Source organism: uncultured Sphingopyxis sp. (assembly GCF_900078365.1).
Taxonomy (GTDB): domain Bacteria; phylum Pseudomonadota; class Alphaproteobacteria; order Sphingomonadales; family Sphingomonadaceae; genus Sphingopyxis.
In genome coordinates, this window is sequence record NZ_LT598653.1 from 2,826,407 (window position 1) to 2,843,309 (window position 16,903).

Sequence of the window (16,903 nt, forward strand, 5' to 3'; positions counted from 1 at the left end):
GGATCATTGCGGGGTTTTCTGCATCACCGGCTTCACCTTGTCGCCGACGTTGAGGAAGGCGCCGGCGAGGGTCACGACCCGCTCGTTGCCGGTGAGGCCCGAGGCGATCGACACGCCGGCGTCGCTGACCGTGCCGACCTTGACCGGCTTGCGTTCGATCTTGTCGTCCTTGCCGACGATCAGCACGAAATTGCCTTCGGGTCCGCTCTGCACCGCGCTTTCGGGAAGCAGCGGCGCTTCGGCGGTGCCCGAGACGAGCCGCGCGTCGGCGAAACCGCCGGGACGCAGCACCGACGAATAGGGAACCGCGATGCGCACCATGCCCTGGCGCGTGTCCATGTCGACGACCGGCGACACCTGCCACACCTGGCCGGCGATCTGGACGTCGGTGCCGACCGGGGTGACGGTCGCGCGCGTGCCGACCTTGATGCGCGCGAGATCGGCCTCGGCCATCTGCGCGAGCATTTCCATCTCGCCGCCGCGCGCCATACGGAACAATACGCCGCTGCCCGCGCCGACGATCTGGCCGACCTCGACCTGTCGCGTCAGCACCAGCCCCGCCGCGGGCGCGACGATGTTGAGCCGGTCGTTGCGCGCTCTCGCCTCGGCATATTGCGCCTGCGCGACGCGCACGCGCGCATTGGCGGCGTCGCGGGTCGCGCGCTTGCGGTCCATATCGGCCTTCGAGATGAAGCCGCGGCCGACGAGCGCCTGTGCGCGTTCGAGTTCGGCCTGCGCCAGTTCGGCGTCCGCCTGCGCGACGCGGATCGACGCCGCGAGGCTCGCCGCCTGCTGCGTCTGCACCGAACGGTCGATCACCGCCAGCGTCTGCCCGGCGCCGACCCACTGGCCGGGCTCGACGAGGACGCGAACGACCTCGCCGCCCTCGCCCGCGACGCCGACCGGCATTTCGCGGCGCGCCGCGATCGTGCCGTTGGCGGCGATCGCCGCCTCGACCGACACGCGGCCGGGAACGACCACGGTGACGTTCGGAACCGCCGCGGCGCCCGCCGCCCCTTCGGCGTCAGCCGCGCCCTTGCCGCTGGTGAAGGCGTAATAGGCCGCGCCGAGCGCGAGCGCGATCAGCACCAGCGCGACGATCAGCCGCGTGCGCTTGCGCCGGCTGTCGTCGGCGTCTTCATAAAAGCTTTGCGTGCCCGCCAGGCTGTCCATCGAATCCACTTTCCGCTCGTAGTTCACGCCGAAAATCCTCCCTGCCTTGCGCGGCATCATGATGCGGAAGGCGCGAGCGCCCACCCCCTTCGATCCCGCACGACAGGATCAATCCTCTGTCGAGGTGTATTACCTAATTAAATCACCACTGGCAAGAGGCGAAACTTCGCCAACCCCCATGCGCCCCGGAGCGCGCGCCATAGACGCCTTGTCCTGCGATTTCCAGTGGTTGCGGGCATGAAAAAGGGCGGCGCGCCCTTGCGGCGGCCGCCCTTTTCTTCGCGCCGGCCGATGCGGCCGACTATGACCGTCCGGCGGTCAGCGCACGCGGCCGCGGCGCACGAGGTTGACGATCCCGAGCAGGATCACGGCGCCGAGAAAGGCGGTGAGCAAGGTCATCGGATCAAAGGCGTCGCCGCGCAAATGGCCGCCGCCAAGGAAGCTGCCGAACAGGAAGCGGCCGAGGATCGACCCGATACAGCCGACGACGATGTTCAGGAAAATCCCCTGCTGCGCGTCGGTGCGCATCACGATGCTGGCAAGCCAGCCGATGATGCCGCCCATGATGATTGCGATAATCCACGTAAGCATAATATGACCCCCTAAGATCGTATTGGCGCCTGACCCTGCAGGCCTGTCCTTGGTAACCCAAATATCTGAAATCGCCTAGCGGAATGGCGGCGGCGGAATGCGGCCATCCGCCGCCGTTCCGATCAGCGGACGCTGCCGCGCCGGATCAGGTTGATGATCCCGAGCAGCACCACCGCGCCGATAAAGGCCCAGAGCAGCCCGACCGGGCTGAAGGTGTCGAGGCTCGCCCCCATGCCGAAGAAACTGCCGAGAAAATTGCCCAGGAACGCGCCGACGATCCCGACGACGACATTCAGGATGATGCCCTGTTGCGCATCGGTGCGCATGACGATGCTCGCCAGCCAGCCGATGATGCCGCCGACGATCAATGTGATGATCAAACCCATGATTTTCCCTTCCCTGAACCGGCCGGGCGCGCGCCGGGGGCCGGCGATTGTCGAAACGTCCGGTCGTACCCGGACATCGCTTCAGCGATATCGAAACAATGCGGTCGGGGCTCGAAAGGTTCCCGGCCGGCCCGTCCGGGCGCGGCCGGGAAAAGGGGGATCGGTTCCTGATCGGGAACGTCTCCGGGTCGCAAGATGGCACTAAGCAGCCGCGTTTGACGCTGGTGTGACGAAAATCACCGCCGCGAAAATAATTGGCGCGCGCGAAGGAGGGACCGGAAGACAGAAGGCGGGGATGCACGCGAGATAGCGCGATGGCGCAGACGGGAGCACCGTCCCCTTATGTCGTCATCCCGGCGAAGGCCGGGACCTCGCCGGTGCGTCAGGACGAGACGATGGGATCCCGGCCTTCCGCCTTCGGCGGAAGTTTATCCTGAGCGCCTGCAAGGCAGTCGAAGGGCCGGGATAACGCGTCAATGAAGATCATCGAACTCCAGAGCACCCGGCGGCAGCCGGGCCGGCACCCGCCCGCCCGGCGCATGCGAAATGGGGGCCGGCATCGCTGCCAACCCCCACTATCCGGTTTTGCCCTGCCGGCTCCGTCCCGCTTCATCCCGGTCCGCTTCTCTTGCGATCAGCGGCCCGCAAAACGATGCGTCGCGGCGCCCGCCGGAGCAATCCGGCGACGGTTTGGTCGGCCCCCTTTCGGGGGCCGGCCGCACCTGGAAAGCCCTTCATCATCTCTTCTTGCGTCCGCCGAAGCGGTCGCTGTCCAAGCGATGGACTGCATTTCCCGTACCCGATCGGGTTCGTATCAACTCGTGGGAATCGCTACGTTCCGTGATCAGGCTATCGGTCGATTTCCTCGTCCGTCCGTCCGTTCTCTTCCGGCTAGTCTTGCAACTACCCTTGATGTCCCGGTGGTCCGACGTCTCTGTCGTCCGATGATTGGAAGCTGACATGAAGCGTTCGGAGCGCCAACAAAAAAAGCGCCAAAAGCCGCCCGAAACCGCCCGCGCTTGTGGATAAGTCCGGCATTAGCAACAAGCGGATTCGTTGCAGCAATATTGCAACAACATTGCAGCATTTCTGGAGCCCCTCGCCGAACCGACTCGGGGCGCCAGATGACGGAAGCAGGACGGGACTCGCCCGCCGCGAAAAAAGAGAGCGGGCTCCGCAGGACCCGCTCTCCATGATTGCCACATAATATGTATCAGCCTTTCACGGTCACCTCGACCCGGCGCGCCGCCGAATTGTCGGTGCCGGAGGTCGTCGCCTCGGCGGGTTTCTCGAGCACCACCCTTTCCGGTGCGAAGCCGAGTTTCTCAAGCGCCGCCTTCACGCTCTGCGCCCGGTTCTTCGACAGTTCGGCATTGGCGGCCGCGTTGCCCGTCGGATCGTTATAGCCCGACACGGCCAGCGTCGCGGCCGGATTGCCGTCGAGATAGGCCTTCACCCCCGCCGCCGCGGTGGACAGGTCGTTCGACACTTCCGACTTTCCGGTGTCGAAATAGACCGTCAGCATCGGCTTGCCCTCGCGATCCGCCGCGACGACGCCCGCGCCTTCCGGAATGGCGGCGGTCGCGGCCGTTCCCGTCGCGCTGCCGGCCGGCGCGACGGTTTCGCTGACGGCGGCTTCGTCGGTCGGCGGCGCCACGGCGGCTTCCTGCTTCGAGCAATAGCGCAGCCCGAAGAAGATCAACGCCGCAAGGACCAGCGCGAGAAGGAGCCAGCCCAGCCAGCCCATGCCGCCACCGGCCTTTTCATCATCGCCGCTCGAATAGGCGGTTTGCGGCGCCGAAGGGGGAGGTGGCGGCGCGGCGGGCGCAGGATCGGCCGCGGAACTCGCGGCGACCGCACCGCCGGCCCCCAGGCCCGCTGCGGCGAGCGGCGCGACGGGCGCGGTCTCCCCTTCGTTCGTGCCGGCATCGCCGGCTCCACCCGCGGCGGCCAATCCGGCCGCACCGGCAACACCCGCGGCGCCAGCGGCACCGCCAAAGAGGCCGAGCAGGCCGAAATGCTGCGCGAGAAGATAGTAAACGGTGACGCGGTTCTTTGTCCGGTCTTCCTTCATCCGCTCGCCGACACCGGCGATCGCGGCATCGAGCGTCGCGTCATCGTCGGTCAATCCAAGCTTCTTTTTGAGGAAATTCTCGCGAACCCGGTCGGTCTCCTTTTTGTCGCTGAAGGAAACGAGCGAGGAATCGCGGTTCCGAAGCGCGATGCCGAGATATTTGACGATCGCCGACACCACCGCCTCGTCGGCGTCCGCGACATATTTCCTGACATCCGCCAGCCAATCTTCTGCCATGCGATTATCCTCCTGCCAGACGCAAGGGTTCGCCGTCAGACGCTCGCACGGGGGGCGAGACTCACGTCTTAGAAGCCGGAACTTATATCATTTTCCGGAAATGCAATATCGCAGCCCCGGGCGTCCGCCCTATCGCTTGCCCAGGTCGCCCTTGCCCACCGTCCCCGACGCCATGTCGAGCATCCGGTCGAGGCTCTTCCTCGCGGCGAGGCGAAGTTCCTCGTCCATCTCGATCCGCGGCTGGAGGTCGCGCAGCGCGAGGTAGAGCTTCTCCATCGTGTTGAGCGCCATATAGGGGCAGATGTTGCAGTTGCAGTTGCCGTCCGCCCCCGGCGCGCCGATGAAAGTCTTCTCGGGCAGCGCGAGCTCCATCTGGTGGATGATGTGCGGCTCGGTCGCGACGATCAGCGTGTCGCCGGGGAAGCTCTTGGCGAACTGCAATATGCCGCTCGTCGAGCCGACATAGTCGGCATGGTCGACGATGTGCGGCGGGCATTCGGGATGCGCCGCGACCGGCGCGCCGGGATGCTGCGCCTTCAGCTTCAGCAGCTCGGTCTCGCTGAACGCCTCGTGGACGATGCACACGCCCGGCCACAGCAGCATGTCGCGCCCGAACTTGCGGTTCATATAGCCGCCGAGGTGACGGTCGGGGCCGAAGATGATCTTCTGGCTTTCCGGAATCTGGCTGATGATCGTCTCGGCGCTCGACGAGGTGACGATGATGTCGCTCAAGGCTTTCACCGCGGCCGAGCAATTGATGTAGGTCAGCGCGATATGGTCGGGATGCGCTTCGCGGAAGCGTTTGAACTGTTCGGGCGGGCAGCTGTCCTCGAGGCTGCATCCCGCGTCCATGTCGGGCAGGACGACGATCTTTTCGGGGCTCAATATTTTCGCGGTCTCGGCCATGAACTTGACACCGCAAAAGGCGATGACGTCGGCGTCGGTATCCGCCGCCTTGCGCGACAGCTCGAGCGAATCGCCGACGAAATCGGCGAGATCCTGAATTTCGGGCTTCTGATAATAATGCGCGAGAATGACGGCGTTGCGCTCCTTGCGGAGGCGTTCGATTTCGGCGCGCAGGTCGAGGCCCGAGAGATTCTCGCGGATGGGAGCAGTCATGGCATTTCCTTATATGGCTTAGCCTTGGCGCCCCCCTACACCCTGCCCCGCGGCAGGGCAACGCGGCTCAACCGCCGGCCAGCCACGTCGTGAGCGCGATGACGGGGGGCGTCATCGACAGCAGCGATATGGCGACGCGCGTCGCGATGACAACCGCCGCGATCGCCCATGTCGCCGGATGCACCGCGCCGCGGGTCCGCCGATCATAGGCCGCGACGACCGCGACGGCGGCCAGCTGGCATAGCGCGACCGCCGGTTCCGCCCAGGGTCCCATCAGCGGGATGGGGAGCAGCCGCCCCAGCGCGGGTTCAAGGATGACGATCGTCGCGCCGATCATCAGCCGCCGGTGCCAGTCGGTCGCGCGCCGCCGCCGGAGCGCCCAGGCGACCATCGCGCCGAAGACCAGCGACTCGGTCACGGTCAGCGCGAGGAAATAGGGCGGCGTGAAGAAGGGCGGAAAACGGTTCAGCATCAGTGACGCGACACCGGTGAAGACGCCGAGGCCGGTGATGAAGATCGCCAGCAGCCCGCCAATCCGCCCGAGTTGACGATGCCGCGCCCGATTGCCCCGCGACACCAGCACCGGCTGCGCGATCAGCAGCGCCAGCCAGGCGAGCATCGCGGCGCCATGGACATGAACCCAAAAGGGCGCCGCGACTGGATCGACGAAGCCCCGGAGCGCGAATTGCAGAAAGCCGAAGACGATGAAGACCGCGAGGCCGATCGCCATGCGATGCCAGAAAAGCTCGGCGCGCGCGGCGCCCCCTGCCGTTGTAGCCATGCCCGTTTCCCCTGCCCGACCCGGCGCGAGGATAACGCAGCCGCGAAAGCGCGAAAAGCCGGGTTTTTACTCAGGATCGGCGAAGCGCGCGGTCACCTTGGCATCGATGCCGGCGGCCTTGAGCGGCATGGCGAAGCTCTGCTCGACCGCGGTGCGCGCCGCGCCCTGGGCAAGGCGCATCGGCGTCGCGCCTTTCGCCTGCTTGATCAATTCCTCCTGCGCATTCTTGCGGTTGGCGGCGTCGAGCACCCGCTCGGCATCGGTCAGCGTCAGCAATATCTCGCCATCGCGATATTCGCTGATCGCATCGATATCGATCTCGGGACCCGCGAGCCGCAGCGGCGGCAGCGTGACGGTCAGCGCACCCGCCGCCGCGTTCCAGTCGAGATCCGACTGTTCGAGTTTGCCGAGGTCGAGTTCATAGCGGACGGTGCCCGGCATGATCAGCGTCTTCTTCGCGCTGAGCCCGAGCCGGCTCTGCGTCGAGGTCACCACCGCAACATAGCGCGCGGTGAAAGGCACCAGCACATTCTGTTCCTGCAATCCCTGCAGGCTCGCCGCGACGACGGTTTCGGGGTCAGTGCCCCGCTGCCAGTCCTGCCAGGCGCGCCAGCCGAAGAACAGCGCGAGCGCGAGGATCGCAACGAGCGCGGCGCGGAACAGGCCCTTGCTCATGCCACCAGCCGCCAGCTTTCGGCGTCGCGCGCGACGCGGCCGCGATTTTCGAGATCGATCAGATGCGCGAGCACCGATCGGCCGGCGGCGCCCGTCAGCCGCGGGTCGAGCCCCTTGTACATATGTTTCACCATCTCGGGGATGACGCTTGTGCCCTTTTCGAGTTCCCGCAAGATCTGCCGCTCGCGCTGTTTGCGGTGGCCGAGCATCCCGCGCACCAGCTGCCGCGGCCGCGTCACCGCGGGGCCGTGCGCGGGGTAATAGACGCGGTCATCGCGGTCGTAGAGTTTTGACAGGCTCGCCATATAGGCCGCCATGTCGCCGTCGGGCGGGCTGACGACGCTGGTCGACCAGGCCATCACATGATCGCCGGTGAACAGCGCCCCTGTCTCGACCAGCGCGAAACAGAGGTGGTTCGAGGTGTGCCCCGGCGTCGCGACCGCCTCGATCGTCCAGCCGTCGCCCGAAATCCGCTCACCGTCGGTCAGGATGCGGTCGGGCGCATAGTCGGCGTCGAAAGCCGAATCGGCGCGCGGGCCATCGTCGTTGAGCGCCAGCGGCGCGCAGCCGATGATCGGTGCGCCGGTCGCTTCCTTGAGCGGCGCGGCGGCAGGCGAATGATCGCGGTGGGTGTGCGTGCAGAGGATCGCCGCGACGCGCTGGCCCTCGACCGCGCGCAGGATCGCATCGACATGCCCCGCGCCGTTGATGTCGGCGGGATCGCCGATGCTGAGTCCCGATCCGGTCGGCCCCGGATCGATCACCGCGACGTCGCTACCCGCGCCGACGATCCACGTCTGCGTCCCGGTGAAAGTATAGGGCGACGGGTTCGGCGCGAGCACACGGCGCACCAGCGGCTCGTGCTGCTCGCACTCGCCGGCGCGGATGCTGTCGGGCCAGGGCTTTTCTTCGCTCATGCCCTTCATGTGGCATCGCGCGCCGCGAAGGAAAAGAGGTGGCGATGAAAGATCACCGGAATGCACGGATTTGAGTTTTTTTCGGCAAGATAGCTTTCGACCGGTAGTTGCCCTCTCCTAGTCAAGCCCCTCCCCTTCAGGGGAGGGGCAACGCAGACTTGGCAGCTTGCTGCCTAGTCGCCGTGGGGTGGGGGCTATCGGCCTCGCGCAAAGGCCGATGGCCCCCACCCCAACCCCTCCCCTGAAGGGGAGGGGCTTGATGGATCGCAACGTCCGCTATCCACCCCAAAAGCGGGCGCCGCCTCCATAGCCCCATCCGCGAAAAAGGGAGCGGCACGGGCCGCCCCCTTTCCCCGCCCCTGCCGCCGGCTCCACCGGGGAGCAGAAGCCGGCGTCGAAGCTGGTCGGGCCAAGTTGAGAATTTAGTGGCCCGATTTCTCCAGATCGGCCATCGCCTTGTCGAGGTCGGCGGCGATCTTGGCGCGCATGTCCTCGGACATCGCGCGCGCCCATTTGCTTTGAGCGAAGGACTCGCGCGTCTTCTTGAGCGCCGACAGATGTGCCGCCAAGCTCGCCGCCGTGTCGCCGCACGAGAACATATAGACGCTGCTGCGCTTGCTGCCGTCGGCCTCCTCGCGCTTGACGATCGGCGCCGCCGGCTTGCCGTCACCGCATTTGCTGATGATCCGGGTCTTGCCGTCCGCTGTCCACGCACCATGCGCTATCGGCGGGAGTGGCGGCATCGGGGGCAGCGGCGCCATGACGGTGCGAATGCGCTCCTTTCGTTTCGCCTCCAGCCTGTCGGCGATCGCTTCGGCGCGCTTGCCCGAAATGCCCTGCTCCTTGAGCGTCGCGAGGACGTCGTCGCGGGACAGGCTGCCGGGCGTGCGGATTTCGATGCGGCGCGCCTCGTCCTTACCATCGATGCGCGCGGACATCGCGGCGGGCGCCTTTTCGCCGTCCTCGCGGATTACGATGCGATGCACTTCGCGCTGCGTGCCGCCCTCGCCGGTCGTGACATTCTCGTTGTGTTCGGTGAAAACCATGACGCCCGGCGCATCGAGCACTTCGGGGGGCGCTTCGGGCGGCAGCGGCGCTTCGGGGGGAGCCGGCGGCGCCGGCACGTCGGCGGTCTGCGCCTTCGCCACGACGATCCCCGCCGGAACGAGCGTGGCGGTCGTCGCAAGCACGGCCAGCGTCGCGCCGCCGACGAGCAGCCGGCCGGCGAGGCCGCGCTTTTTCGAAATATCTCGCTGCGTCAACATCGTCAGCCTCTCCTGCAGATTGTCATGCACCGCCATCGGCGCGGCGAGCGACAGGCGCGGGCCGACCGCCGCCTTGACGATCGCGGTGGCGTAGCTGGCCGCCCGATCGGTCCCCTCCCGGTCGCCCATTCTCAGCACGCGCGCGTCGCACGCGGCCTCCTGGTCGAAGCGAAAGGCACGGATCGCGCGCCAGGCAAAGGGATTGAACCATTGGGCGGCGAGCAGCACGAGCGCCGCGCTGTTCGCCCAGAGATCGCCGTGGCGATGGTGCGACAGCTCGTGGTCGATCGCCAGCGCGCGCTCCTCGGCGACATAACGCGCGAAGAAATCGTGCGGCACCGCGACATGGCGCTGCCACAGGCCGAAGGCGACCGGGCCATCGACGGCATCGGACATGATCAGCCGGATTTTTCCGATCGGCTCCAGCTCGACGGCATCGCTCAGCACTTCGCGCCGAAAGCGGCGATGCGAGACGATCGCGGCGACCAGCACGGCAGCCATCCCGGCCGCCCAGACGGCGAAAAGGAACGGGGTCAGCCCGGCGAGCGACCAGAGCGGTTCGGCGGCCGATGCGGGCGCCGCGACCGGCAAGTCGGCCGGCACCACCACCGCGACCTCGACCGCGGGCGTCACGATCACCGGATCGGCGAACGGCAGCGGCGGCAGCACCAGCCGCAGCGCGGGCACCGCCCACAAGGCATAGGTCAACCGCGGGCCGAAATGCCGCGCAAAGGGCTTGCGGACGATCAGAACCAGCAGGACGAGCACCGCCGTGGTGAGCATGGTGTCGCCCCACGCCTGCAGCAGCATCGCGGCGCTCATGACTTGAGCTTCTTCAGGAGCGCCTCGATCTCGGCGATGTCGGTGTCGGAGAGCGCCTCGCGGTCGGCGAGATGCGCGATCAGCGGACTGACGCGGCCGCCGAACAGGCGATCGACGAACCGCTGCGATTCCTCGCCGACGGCCTCGGCGCGCTCGATCGCGGGACTGTAGAGATAACGCCGGCCGTCGGCCTCGGCCGTCACCGCGCCCTTCTGGACCAGCCGCGCGAGCAGCGTTTTGACCGTCGCTTGCGTCCAGCCGTTGACTGCGCCGATGCGCCGGGCAAGATCGGCGGCGGTCTGCGGGGCTTCGTCCCACAGCGCCGCCAGCACCTGCATCTCCGAATCGCTTGCTCGTTCTGCCATGCGGACCCCTCCCATTGGCGCGCGTCGATCTGATACGACTACAAATGTAGTCAAACGGCTGAACGCTTGCTGAACGAAGCTGAACGCTGGTCGATTCTCCCTGTCGCGCAGCGATGGGGAGGCGGCAGCGCGGAGCACTGACGGAGGGGCCAAGGCGCAGCCTCTCCACCACCCGCTACGCGGGCGCGCCCTCCCCATGCCTTCGGCACAGGGAGGATCACATCTGTCGGAATATTTGACACACTCCGCCGCTGGTAAGGAATCGCTAACCAGCGTCCCGCGCAAAAATCCGCGAGCCTCGGAAACTGGCACGGCGCTTGTATGGTATTCGCTGTTCCCGAGTGTTCCGCTCAACTGGAGCGGTGGGGGGCATCGGTCTGGTCCCTGATGCCCCCTGCCCCCACCCGGGAAAACCCCACTTGCCCCCGACGCAGACGGGGGGCGGAGCGGCCGAAAGGCCCCGCCCCCCGGATGCTTTTCAACCTTCCGAAGTTTCCGGCACGCCGAACAGCGCGGCAAAATCGCGTCGCTTTTTCAGCAGATCGTCGAGGCTGTAACCGTCGAGCACCTGCATGAAGGCCGCGAGCGCCTCGGCGAGCGCGCCCGTCAGCCCGCAGGCGGGCGCGACGATGCAGCCGCCGCAATCGACGAGGTCGAAGCCCTCTTCGGTATGGCGCACCACCGCGCCGACGTTGATCGCGGTGGCCGGCCGTGCAAGGCGCACCCCGCCGAAACGGCCGCGCACGCTCTCCAGATAGCCCGCGTTCACCAGATCGTTGACCACCTTCATCAGATGGTTCTGCGAAATGCCATAGGCGCGCGAAATCTCGGAGATCGGGGTCAACCGCCCGTCTTCCCGCGCCCCCACATAGAGGAGCACGCGCATCGCATAGTCGGTGTAGCGCGTCAGGCGCATTGCAGTCCTTTGGAAAGTCGGGCGCGGACATAATATGTATTCTTGTTGCATGTTTCAAATCGCGCACATACATGCGCCGTAAATACATCATTGGAGCGAGTCGTGACCCACGCTGCACAGATCGACGAAGACAGCCTTACGCGCGTCGTCGCGCTTTTTTATGAGCGCGTGCGCCAGGATCCGGAACTGGGGCCGATCTTCAACGAGACGGTCGACGACTGGCCGCTGCACCTGGAAAAGCTCGTCGCCTTCTGGTCGTCGGTGATGCTGACCAGCGGCCGCTACAAGGGCAGCCCGATGGCCGCGCACCTGAAGCACAAGGCGCGGATCACGCCCGCGATGTTCGACCGCTGGCTTGCCCTGTGGGGCAACACGACCACCGAGATCATGGCGCCCGACGCCGCCGCCGCGATGCAAGCGAAGGCGGCGCGCATCGCCGAAAGCCTCCAGCTGGCGCTCTTCTTCCGGCTCGACGACCCCGCCGGCCGCCGCGCCGCCTGAACCACAACCCACCCCTTTTTTTTCATCTCCCCTCCAGAACAGGAATCCAAAAGTCATGCGCACTGCGTCCGCCCACGCGATGGAAATCGTCAAGGCCACCGCCCCGGCACTCGAAAAGCACGGCCTCGCGATCACCACGGCGATGTACGCCCGGCTGTTCCGGAATGAAGAGATCGAAGCGATGTTCGACCGCGCCGCGCAGACGAGCGGCGAACAGCCGAAGCGGCTCGCCGCGGCGATCCTCGCCTATGCGAAGAATATCGACAAGCTCCAGAACCTCGGCCCCGCGGTCTCCCGCATGGTGAGCCGCCATATCGAAACCGGCGTCCGGCCCGAACATTATCCGCACGTCGCCAACGCCCTGCTCCCCGCGATCCGCGACGTGCTGGGCGAAGAGATCGCGACCGACGCGGTACTCGCGGCATGGGGCGAAGCCTATTGGATGCTCGCCGACATTCTGATCTCGGCCGAAGCGCAGGCCTATGAGGATGCAGAGGCGGCGTAAAATGCCAGCAATCGGCTGAATAGCGGACCTATGTTTCATCGTCACCCCGGGCTTGACCCGGGGTCCATTCACGCCAGGGCTGGAGGAATGGATCCCGGATCAAGTCCGGGATGACGAGGGGCTGAAAACGGCCGAAACTAGCCGTCGCCCCCGCGAAGGCGGGGGCCGCCAGCGGCCTTAATCAGCAGTGTTGCGTAAACCGACAGCGGCCCCCGCCTTCGCGGGGGCGACGGTTGTAGGCAACGTCCGCTCCCACCTCAATGCTGACAAAAAACCCGCCGGGGCCGAAGCTCCGGCGGGCTTTTGTTTTCAGTAATGCGCCCTTATTCGGCGCGCGTCGGGATGCCGTCCATCAGCGTGTGCAGTTCGCCCGCTTCCCACATTTCCATCATGATGTCGCTGCCGCCGATGAATTCGCCCTTCACATAGAGTTGCGGGATCGTCGGCCAGTCCGAAAATTCCTTGATGCCCTGACGGACTTCCATGTCCTGCAGCACATCGACCGTCTCATATTCCACGCCAAGCCGGTCGAGCATCGCGATCGCGCGCGAGGAAAAGCCGCATTGCGGAAACAGGGGCGTGCCCTTCATGAACAGCAGCACGGGGTTATTGGCGACCAGCGTGGCGATGCGGTCGTGAGTGGTCGGGTCGGTCATTGTCAGTCTCCGGGCAGGCGCGCCATCGCGCCGGCGAAATATCCACCCCCTATGAGGGGATCGCGGTCGTCAATTGCAAGGCATGAAGTTCGCCGCCCATGCGTCCTCCCAAGGCTGCATAAACCGCCTTGTGCTGCGCAACGCGGGTCATTCCCTGAAAGGAGGCGCTGACGACATGCGCGGCATAATGGTCGTTGTCGCCGGCGAGGTCGGTGATCGTCACCTCGGCATCGGGGAAGGCCGCGACGATCATCGCCCGCAGATCGTCCTCGCGCATGCCCATGGCGATCGCCTCAATTCTCGCTGTCGATGAACTGGCGGCGCGCTTCGGCCGCCTTGTCGTTCAGCGCGGCGCGGATTTCGGCGTCGCTGATCTCGACGCTCGCCGCGGTCAGGTCGCCCGCGAGCTTGCGGATGACGTCCTCGTCGCCCGCTTCCTCGAAATCGGCCTGCACGACCGCCTTGGCATAGGCGTCGGTTTCCTCGGGCGTTAGCCCCATGCGTTCGGCCGCCCATTCGCCGAGCAGCCGGTTGCGGCGCGCGGTGATCCGGAACTGCACCTCCTGATCGCGTGCGAATTTCGTCTCGAAAGCCCGTTCCCGATCGTCGAATGCGCTCATCTTGTCCTCGTGCGAATGAATCTCTCTTTGCAGATAGGTCGGCGGCCCCGGCGGCGCAAGCCGCCTGTGCGGCAGATCACTTCCCTTTCGCTTACGAAAGGTTTAGGGTTCGTCGTCAAGGGAATGGGTCGTACCGCAGCAACGAAGACTGCGCCTTGCCGGCATCGCGTCGGCACGGCGCCTTCACGCTTGTGTTTGGGGGATCGGTGATGACTCGACGTTCGCATTTCGCGCCGGCTCTGGCTGCGCTGGCTTTGGCCGCGCCGGGAACCGCGCCGGCGCAGGAAAGCGACCCGACGCTCCGCGACAGTTTTTCGATCGGCGAGCACGGCGGCTCGCTGTGCGAGGTGCAGGCCACCGTTCACGACCGCGTGACCCAGGGCATGTTCGACCGCGCCTGGACGATCGTCTGCCGCGACGCCAGTCAGCCCGTCGGCACGGTGCGTGCGCTGCGCGCCAGCGCCGATGCGGCGCGCGCGCGGATCGAACGCGCCCGCGCCGGCACGATCACCTGCGCGGCCGATGGCGCCTGCACGGTCAAGGACAGCAATGTGGCGTGGACGACGCGCATCGAAGCCGACGGCGACACGAGCTATAGCGTCGAAGGCTTCGCCGCCTATGACGATGCGCTGCGGATCGCGCTCGAGTCGGTGCGTCAGCGCCGGGTCGTCCCCGGCGTGATCGAGGTCGCGACGATCTCGGTCGGCGACAATGACGGCTTCGCGCGCACGCTTGCGGGATCGATCGACATCGACAAGGCGCTGGCCGAGGGCTATCGCCGCAATCATAGCGGCGATTATGCCGAAGCCGCCGAATTTTTCGAGGCGCTGTCGCGCCGCGCGCAGGACGAACAGGCGGCGGCCGGCATCGACCCCACCGAATTCACGCTGAACCGCGCGCTGCAACGCTCGAACCTCGGCGAATTTGCCGAAGCCGAGCGCCTGTTCGCCGAGGTCGAGGCGATCCCGACCAGCGATCCCGTCCAGCTGCGCCTCCGCCGCAATTTCCGCGCGATCAACGCGCTCAACCAGCGCGACTACGACCGCGCGGCGGCGCTGCTCCAGGCGCCGATCGCTCCGCTGACCACCGGCGTGACGGTCGCGGGCGATGCGGTGACGCTGACCCCCGAAATCGTGGCCGGCGTCAACAGCGGCGACAATGCGCGCGTCCTCCGCCAGGCGAACGACCGCGAGCGGCTGACCCCGGTCGAGCGCGCGCAGATCATCGATGCGCAGGCGGTTCACTTGCTCGGCACCGCGCAGCGGCTGCGCGGCGATGCCGCGGCGGCGAAGGCCGCGCAGTTGAAGGGGCTCGGCGATGCGCTCGCCGTGCGGGAGGGCCGCGTGACCTCGATCATCCGGCTGCGCTCGCAGATGCTCGGCGAACTCGCCCTGGCCGAGGAAGCGGTCGGCGACACCGGCGCCGCCGACGCGCGTTTCGTCGAATCGGTCGGCCTGCTCGCGGCCGAATATCCCGAAACCACCGCGCTCGCTTCGGCGCGCGCGCGCTACGCCGCCTTCCTCACCCGCCATGGGCAGGACGACAAGGCGATGGGCATCTATCGCGAGGTCGTCGCGGCGCTCGCGAACTCGCAGCGTTCGACCGCGGGCATGGCGAACGTCATGGCGCCCTATTACCGGCTGCTGGCGACCCGCGCCGCGACCGATCCCGCCGCGGTCGGCGAATTCTTCGTCGCCAGCCAGCTTCAGATCCGTCCCGGCGTCGCCGATACGCAGGCGGTGCTGGCGCGCGAATTGTCGAGCGGCAGCGACGACGGCGCGCGGCTGTTCCGCCAGGCGACGACGCTGAACCGCGACATCGAACGCGCGCGGATCGAGGACGCCCGCCTCGCCCAGCTTCCCGCCTCGCCCGAAGTGGGTGCGCTGCGCGCCGACATCCGGACCCAGCTCGACAATCTGACCTTCCAGCAGTCCGAAACCGTCGTCCAGCTGGCGGCCTTTCCGCAATATCGCGTCGTCGCGTCGGGCAAGCTCGAGCTTGCCGAATTGCAGCAGGTGCTGCGGCCCGACGAGGCCTATCTCAAGATGCTCGTCGTCGGCGAAGGCGTCTATGCGATGCTGATCGAACCGGGCGGCGCACAGCTCTGGAAATCGGACATCGGCGCATCGGACCTCGAGCGGGCGGTCGACACGATCCGCTCGACCATCTCGATCGTCGAAAATGGCCGCCGCGTCACCTATCCCTTCGACGCCGCGACTTCCTACAAGCTTTACGGCCAGCTTTTCGGTCCTGTCGCGGCCAGGCTCCCGGCGGTGCCGCACCTGATCTTCGAGCCCGACGGCGCGATGCTGCGGCTGCCGATCAATCTGCTGATCACCGCCGACACGGGACTCGCCGATTATGAGCGGCGGCTGCGCGACCCCGATGCCGACCCGTTCGACATGCGCCGGATCGCATGGCTCGGCCGCACGGTCCGCCCGAGCACCGCAGTATCGACCCTCGGCTTCCGCAACGCGCGGCAGGCGCCGCCGTCGAAGGCGAGCCGCCAATATTTCGGGCTGGGGGAAAATCTGCCGGTCGAGGGTCGCCTGCCGTCCACCGGCACCCGCGGCGCGGCGGACGGCGGCGCCGATCCCGACTGCCTGTGGGACATCGCCCAATGGGGCCGCCCGATCTCGGCCGACGAGCTGGTCACGGCGCGCGACGCCGTGGGCCGTGCGGCCGGAACGCTGCTCACGGGGGGCGCCTTCACCGACACGGCAGTCAAGAACCGCGCCGACCTCGCCGATTATCGCATCATCCATTTCGCGACCCACGGCCTCGTCACCGCGCCGCGCCCCGCCTGCCCCGCGCGCCCCGCGCTCGTCACCTCGTTCGGCGGCGCGGATTCGGACGGCCTCCTCAGCTTTCAGGAAATCTTCGACCTGCGGATCGACGCCGACCTCGTCATCCTCTCGGCCTGCGATACCGCCGGCGCGGCGAGCGTCGCGGCGACGCGCGAAGCGGGGCTGTCCGGCGGCGGCAGCGCGCTCGACGGGCTCGTCCGCAGCTTCATCGGCGCCGGCGGACGTTCGGTGATCGCGAGCCACTGGCCCGCACCCGACGATTTCGACGCGACCAAGCGGCTGATCGGCGGCCTGTTCACGGCCGACGAGGGAGTGAGCGTCGCCGACGCGCTATGGGCGACGCAGATGCGGCTGATGGACGATCGGCAGACCTCGCACCCCTATTATTGGGCGGGCTTCGCGATCGTCGGCGATGGCGGTCAGGCGCTGCTGCAGCGCGGCACGACCACCGCAGGCAAGGGAGAGGGTGCCGGCCGCGCCGCCCGCTGATCCT

The 16,903-nt window shown here is 67.0% G+C and carries 17 protein-coding genes; 3 read left to right on the plus strand and 14 right to left on the minus strand.

The window, feature by feature from the left end; all coding sequences use genetic code 11:
• Positions 1-3: 3 nt before the first annotated feature.
• The 11 genes from QZL87_RS13055 to QZL87_RS13105 all read right to left on the minus strand — a co-directional run bounded on the left by QZL87_RS13055 (position 4) and on the right by QZL87_RS13105 (position 11,321).
• Entirely contained in the window at positions 4-1,173 is a 1,170-nt protein-coding gene (locus tag QZL87_RS13055; protein WP_295320064.1) for an efflux RND transporter periplasmic adaptor subunit, read from the minus strand.
• Between the two features lie 318 nt (positions 1,174-1,491).
• Complete coding sequence (locus tag QZL87_RS13060; RefSeq protein WP_295320067.1) at positions 1,492-1,764, minus strand: GlsB/YeaQ/YmgE family stress response membrane protein; 273 nt, start codon at positions 1,762-1,764, stop codon at positions 1,492-1,494.
• A 122-nt stretch (positions 1,765-1,886) separates the two neighbouring features.
• Positions 1,887-2,150 carry a GlsB/YeaQ/YmgE family stress response membrane protein gene (locus tag QZL87_RS13065; RefSeq protein ID WP_037555527.1) on the minus strand — a complete coding sequence of 88 codons (264 nt, stop codon included), beginning with the start codon at positions 2,148-2,150 and terminating at the stop codon, positions 1,887-1,889.
• A gap of 1,213 nt (positions 2,151-3,363) precedes the next feature.
• Entirely contained in the window at positions 3,364-4,461 is a 1,098-nt protein-coding gene (locus QZL87_RS13070; RefSeq protein ID WP_295320069.1) for a DUF2853 family protein, read from the minus strand.
• 129 nt (positions 4,462-4,590) lie between these two features.
• Positions 4,591-5,580, minus strand: a complete 990-nt coding sequence (gene nadA / locus QZL87_RS13075; protein ID WP_295320071.1) for a quinolinate synthase NadA — start codon at positions 5,578-5,580, stop codon at positions 4,591-4,593.
• Positions 5,581-5,647: 67 nt separating this feature from the next.
• Positions 5,648-6,361, minus strand: a complete 714-nt coding sequence (locus QZL87_RS13080) for an adenylate cyclase (protein WP_295320073.1) — start codon at positions 6,359-6,361, stop codon at positions 5,648-5,650.
• 66 nt (positions 6,362-6,427) lie between these two features.
• Positions 6,428-7,036, minus strand: a complete 609-nt coding sequence (locus tag QZL87_RS13085; RefSeq protein WP_295320075.1) for a DUF4230 domain-containing protein — start codon at positions 7,034-7,036, stop codon at positions 6,428-6,430.
• On the minus strand, positions 7,033-7,953 hold the full coding sequence (locus tag QZL87_RS13090; RefSeq protein ID WP_295320077.1) for an MBL fold metallo-hydrolase: 921 nt from the start codon (positions 7,951-7,953) through the stop codon (positions 7,033-7,035). The genes QZL87_RS13085 and QZL87_RS13090 overlap by 4 nt, the downstream gene beginning before the upstream one ends.
• A gap of 422 nt (positions 7,954-8,375) precedes the next feature.
• The gene (locus QZL87_RS13095; RefSeq protein ID WP_295320079.1) at positions 8,376-10,040 is read right to left on the minus strand and encodes a M56 family metallopeptidase; all 1,665 of its coding nucleotides are present in this window, start codon (positions 10,038-10,040) and stop codon (positions 8,376-8,378) included.
• Positions 10,037-10,405, minus strand: a complete 369-nt coding sequence (locus tag QZL87_RS13100) for a BlaI/MecI/CopY family transcriptional regulator (protein WP_295320081.1) — start codon at positions 10,403-10,405, stop codon at positions 10,037-10,039. Before QZL87_RS13100 ends, QZL87_RS13095 begins: the two co-directional genes overlap by 4 nt.
• A gap of 478 nt (positions 10,406-10,883) precedes the next feature.
• Positions 10,884-11,321 carry an Rrf2 family transcriptional regulator gene (locus QZL87_RS13105; protein ID WP_295320083.1) on the minus strand — a complete coding sequence of 146 codons (438 nt, stop codon included), beginning with the start codon at positions 11,319-11,321 and terminating at the stop codon, positions 10,884-10,886.
• A gap of 102 nt (positions 11,322-11,423) precedes the next feature.
• On the opposite strand from QZL87_RS13105, the gene QZL87_RS13110 reads away from it, so the two are divergent.
• Together QZL87_RS13110 and QZL87_RS13115 are read left to right on the plus strand one after the other, a co-directional pair.
• A complete protein-coding gene (locus QZL87_RS13110; protein WP_295320085.1) occupies positions 11,424-11,822 on the plus strand; it encodes a group III truncated hemoglobin in 399 nt (132 codons plus the stop codon).
• A gap of 55 nt (positions 11,823-11,877) precedes the next feature.
• On the plus strand, positions 11,878-12,327 hold the full coding sequence (locus QZL87_RS13115) for a globin domain-containing protein (protein WP_295320086.1): 450 nt from the start codon (positions 11,878-11,880) through the stop codon (positions 12,325-12,327).
• Positions 12,328-12,650: 323 nt separating this feature from the next.
• Here the strand turns inward: QZL87_RS13115 and grxD are convergent, their stop codons facing one another.
• Genes grxD through QZL87_RS13130 form a run of 3 tightly spaced genes read right to left on the minus strand, consistent with a single transcriptional unit; the run spans position 12,651 to position 13,603 of the window.
• The gene (grxD, locus tag QZL87_RS13120; protein WP_295320089.1) at positions 12,651-12,983 is read right to left on the minus strand and encodes a Grx4 family monothiol glutaredoxin; all 333 of its coding nucleotides are present in this window, start codon (positions 12,981-12,983) and stop codon (positions 12,651-12,653) included.
• A gap of 49 nt (positions 12,984-13,032) precedes the next feature.
• Positions 13,033-13,266: a BolA family transcriptional regulator gene (locus tag QZL87_RS13125; RefSeq protein ID WP_136175179.1), complete on the minus strand. Its 234-nt coding sequence runs from the start codon at positions 13,264-13,266 to the stop codon at positions 13,033-13,035.
• A 10-nt stretch (positions 13,267-13,276) separates the two neighbouring features.
• Entirely contained in the window at positions 13,277-13,603 is a 327-nt protein-coding gene (locus QZL87_RS13130; RefSeq protein WP_295320091.1) for a DUF1476 domain-containing protein, read from the minus strand.
• 209 nt (positions 13,604-13,812) lie between these two features.
• Between QZL87_RS13130 and QZL87_RS13135 the strand changes: the two genes are divergently transcribed.
• Positions 13,813-16,899 (plus strand): CHAT domain-containing protein, encoded by a 3,087-nt coding sequence (locus QZL87_RS13135; RefSeq protein WP_295320094.1) that lies wholly within the window; start codon positions 13,813-13,815, stop codon positions 16,897-16,899.
• Positions 16,900-16,903 lie beyond the last annotated feature (4 nt).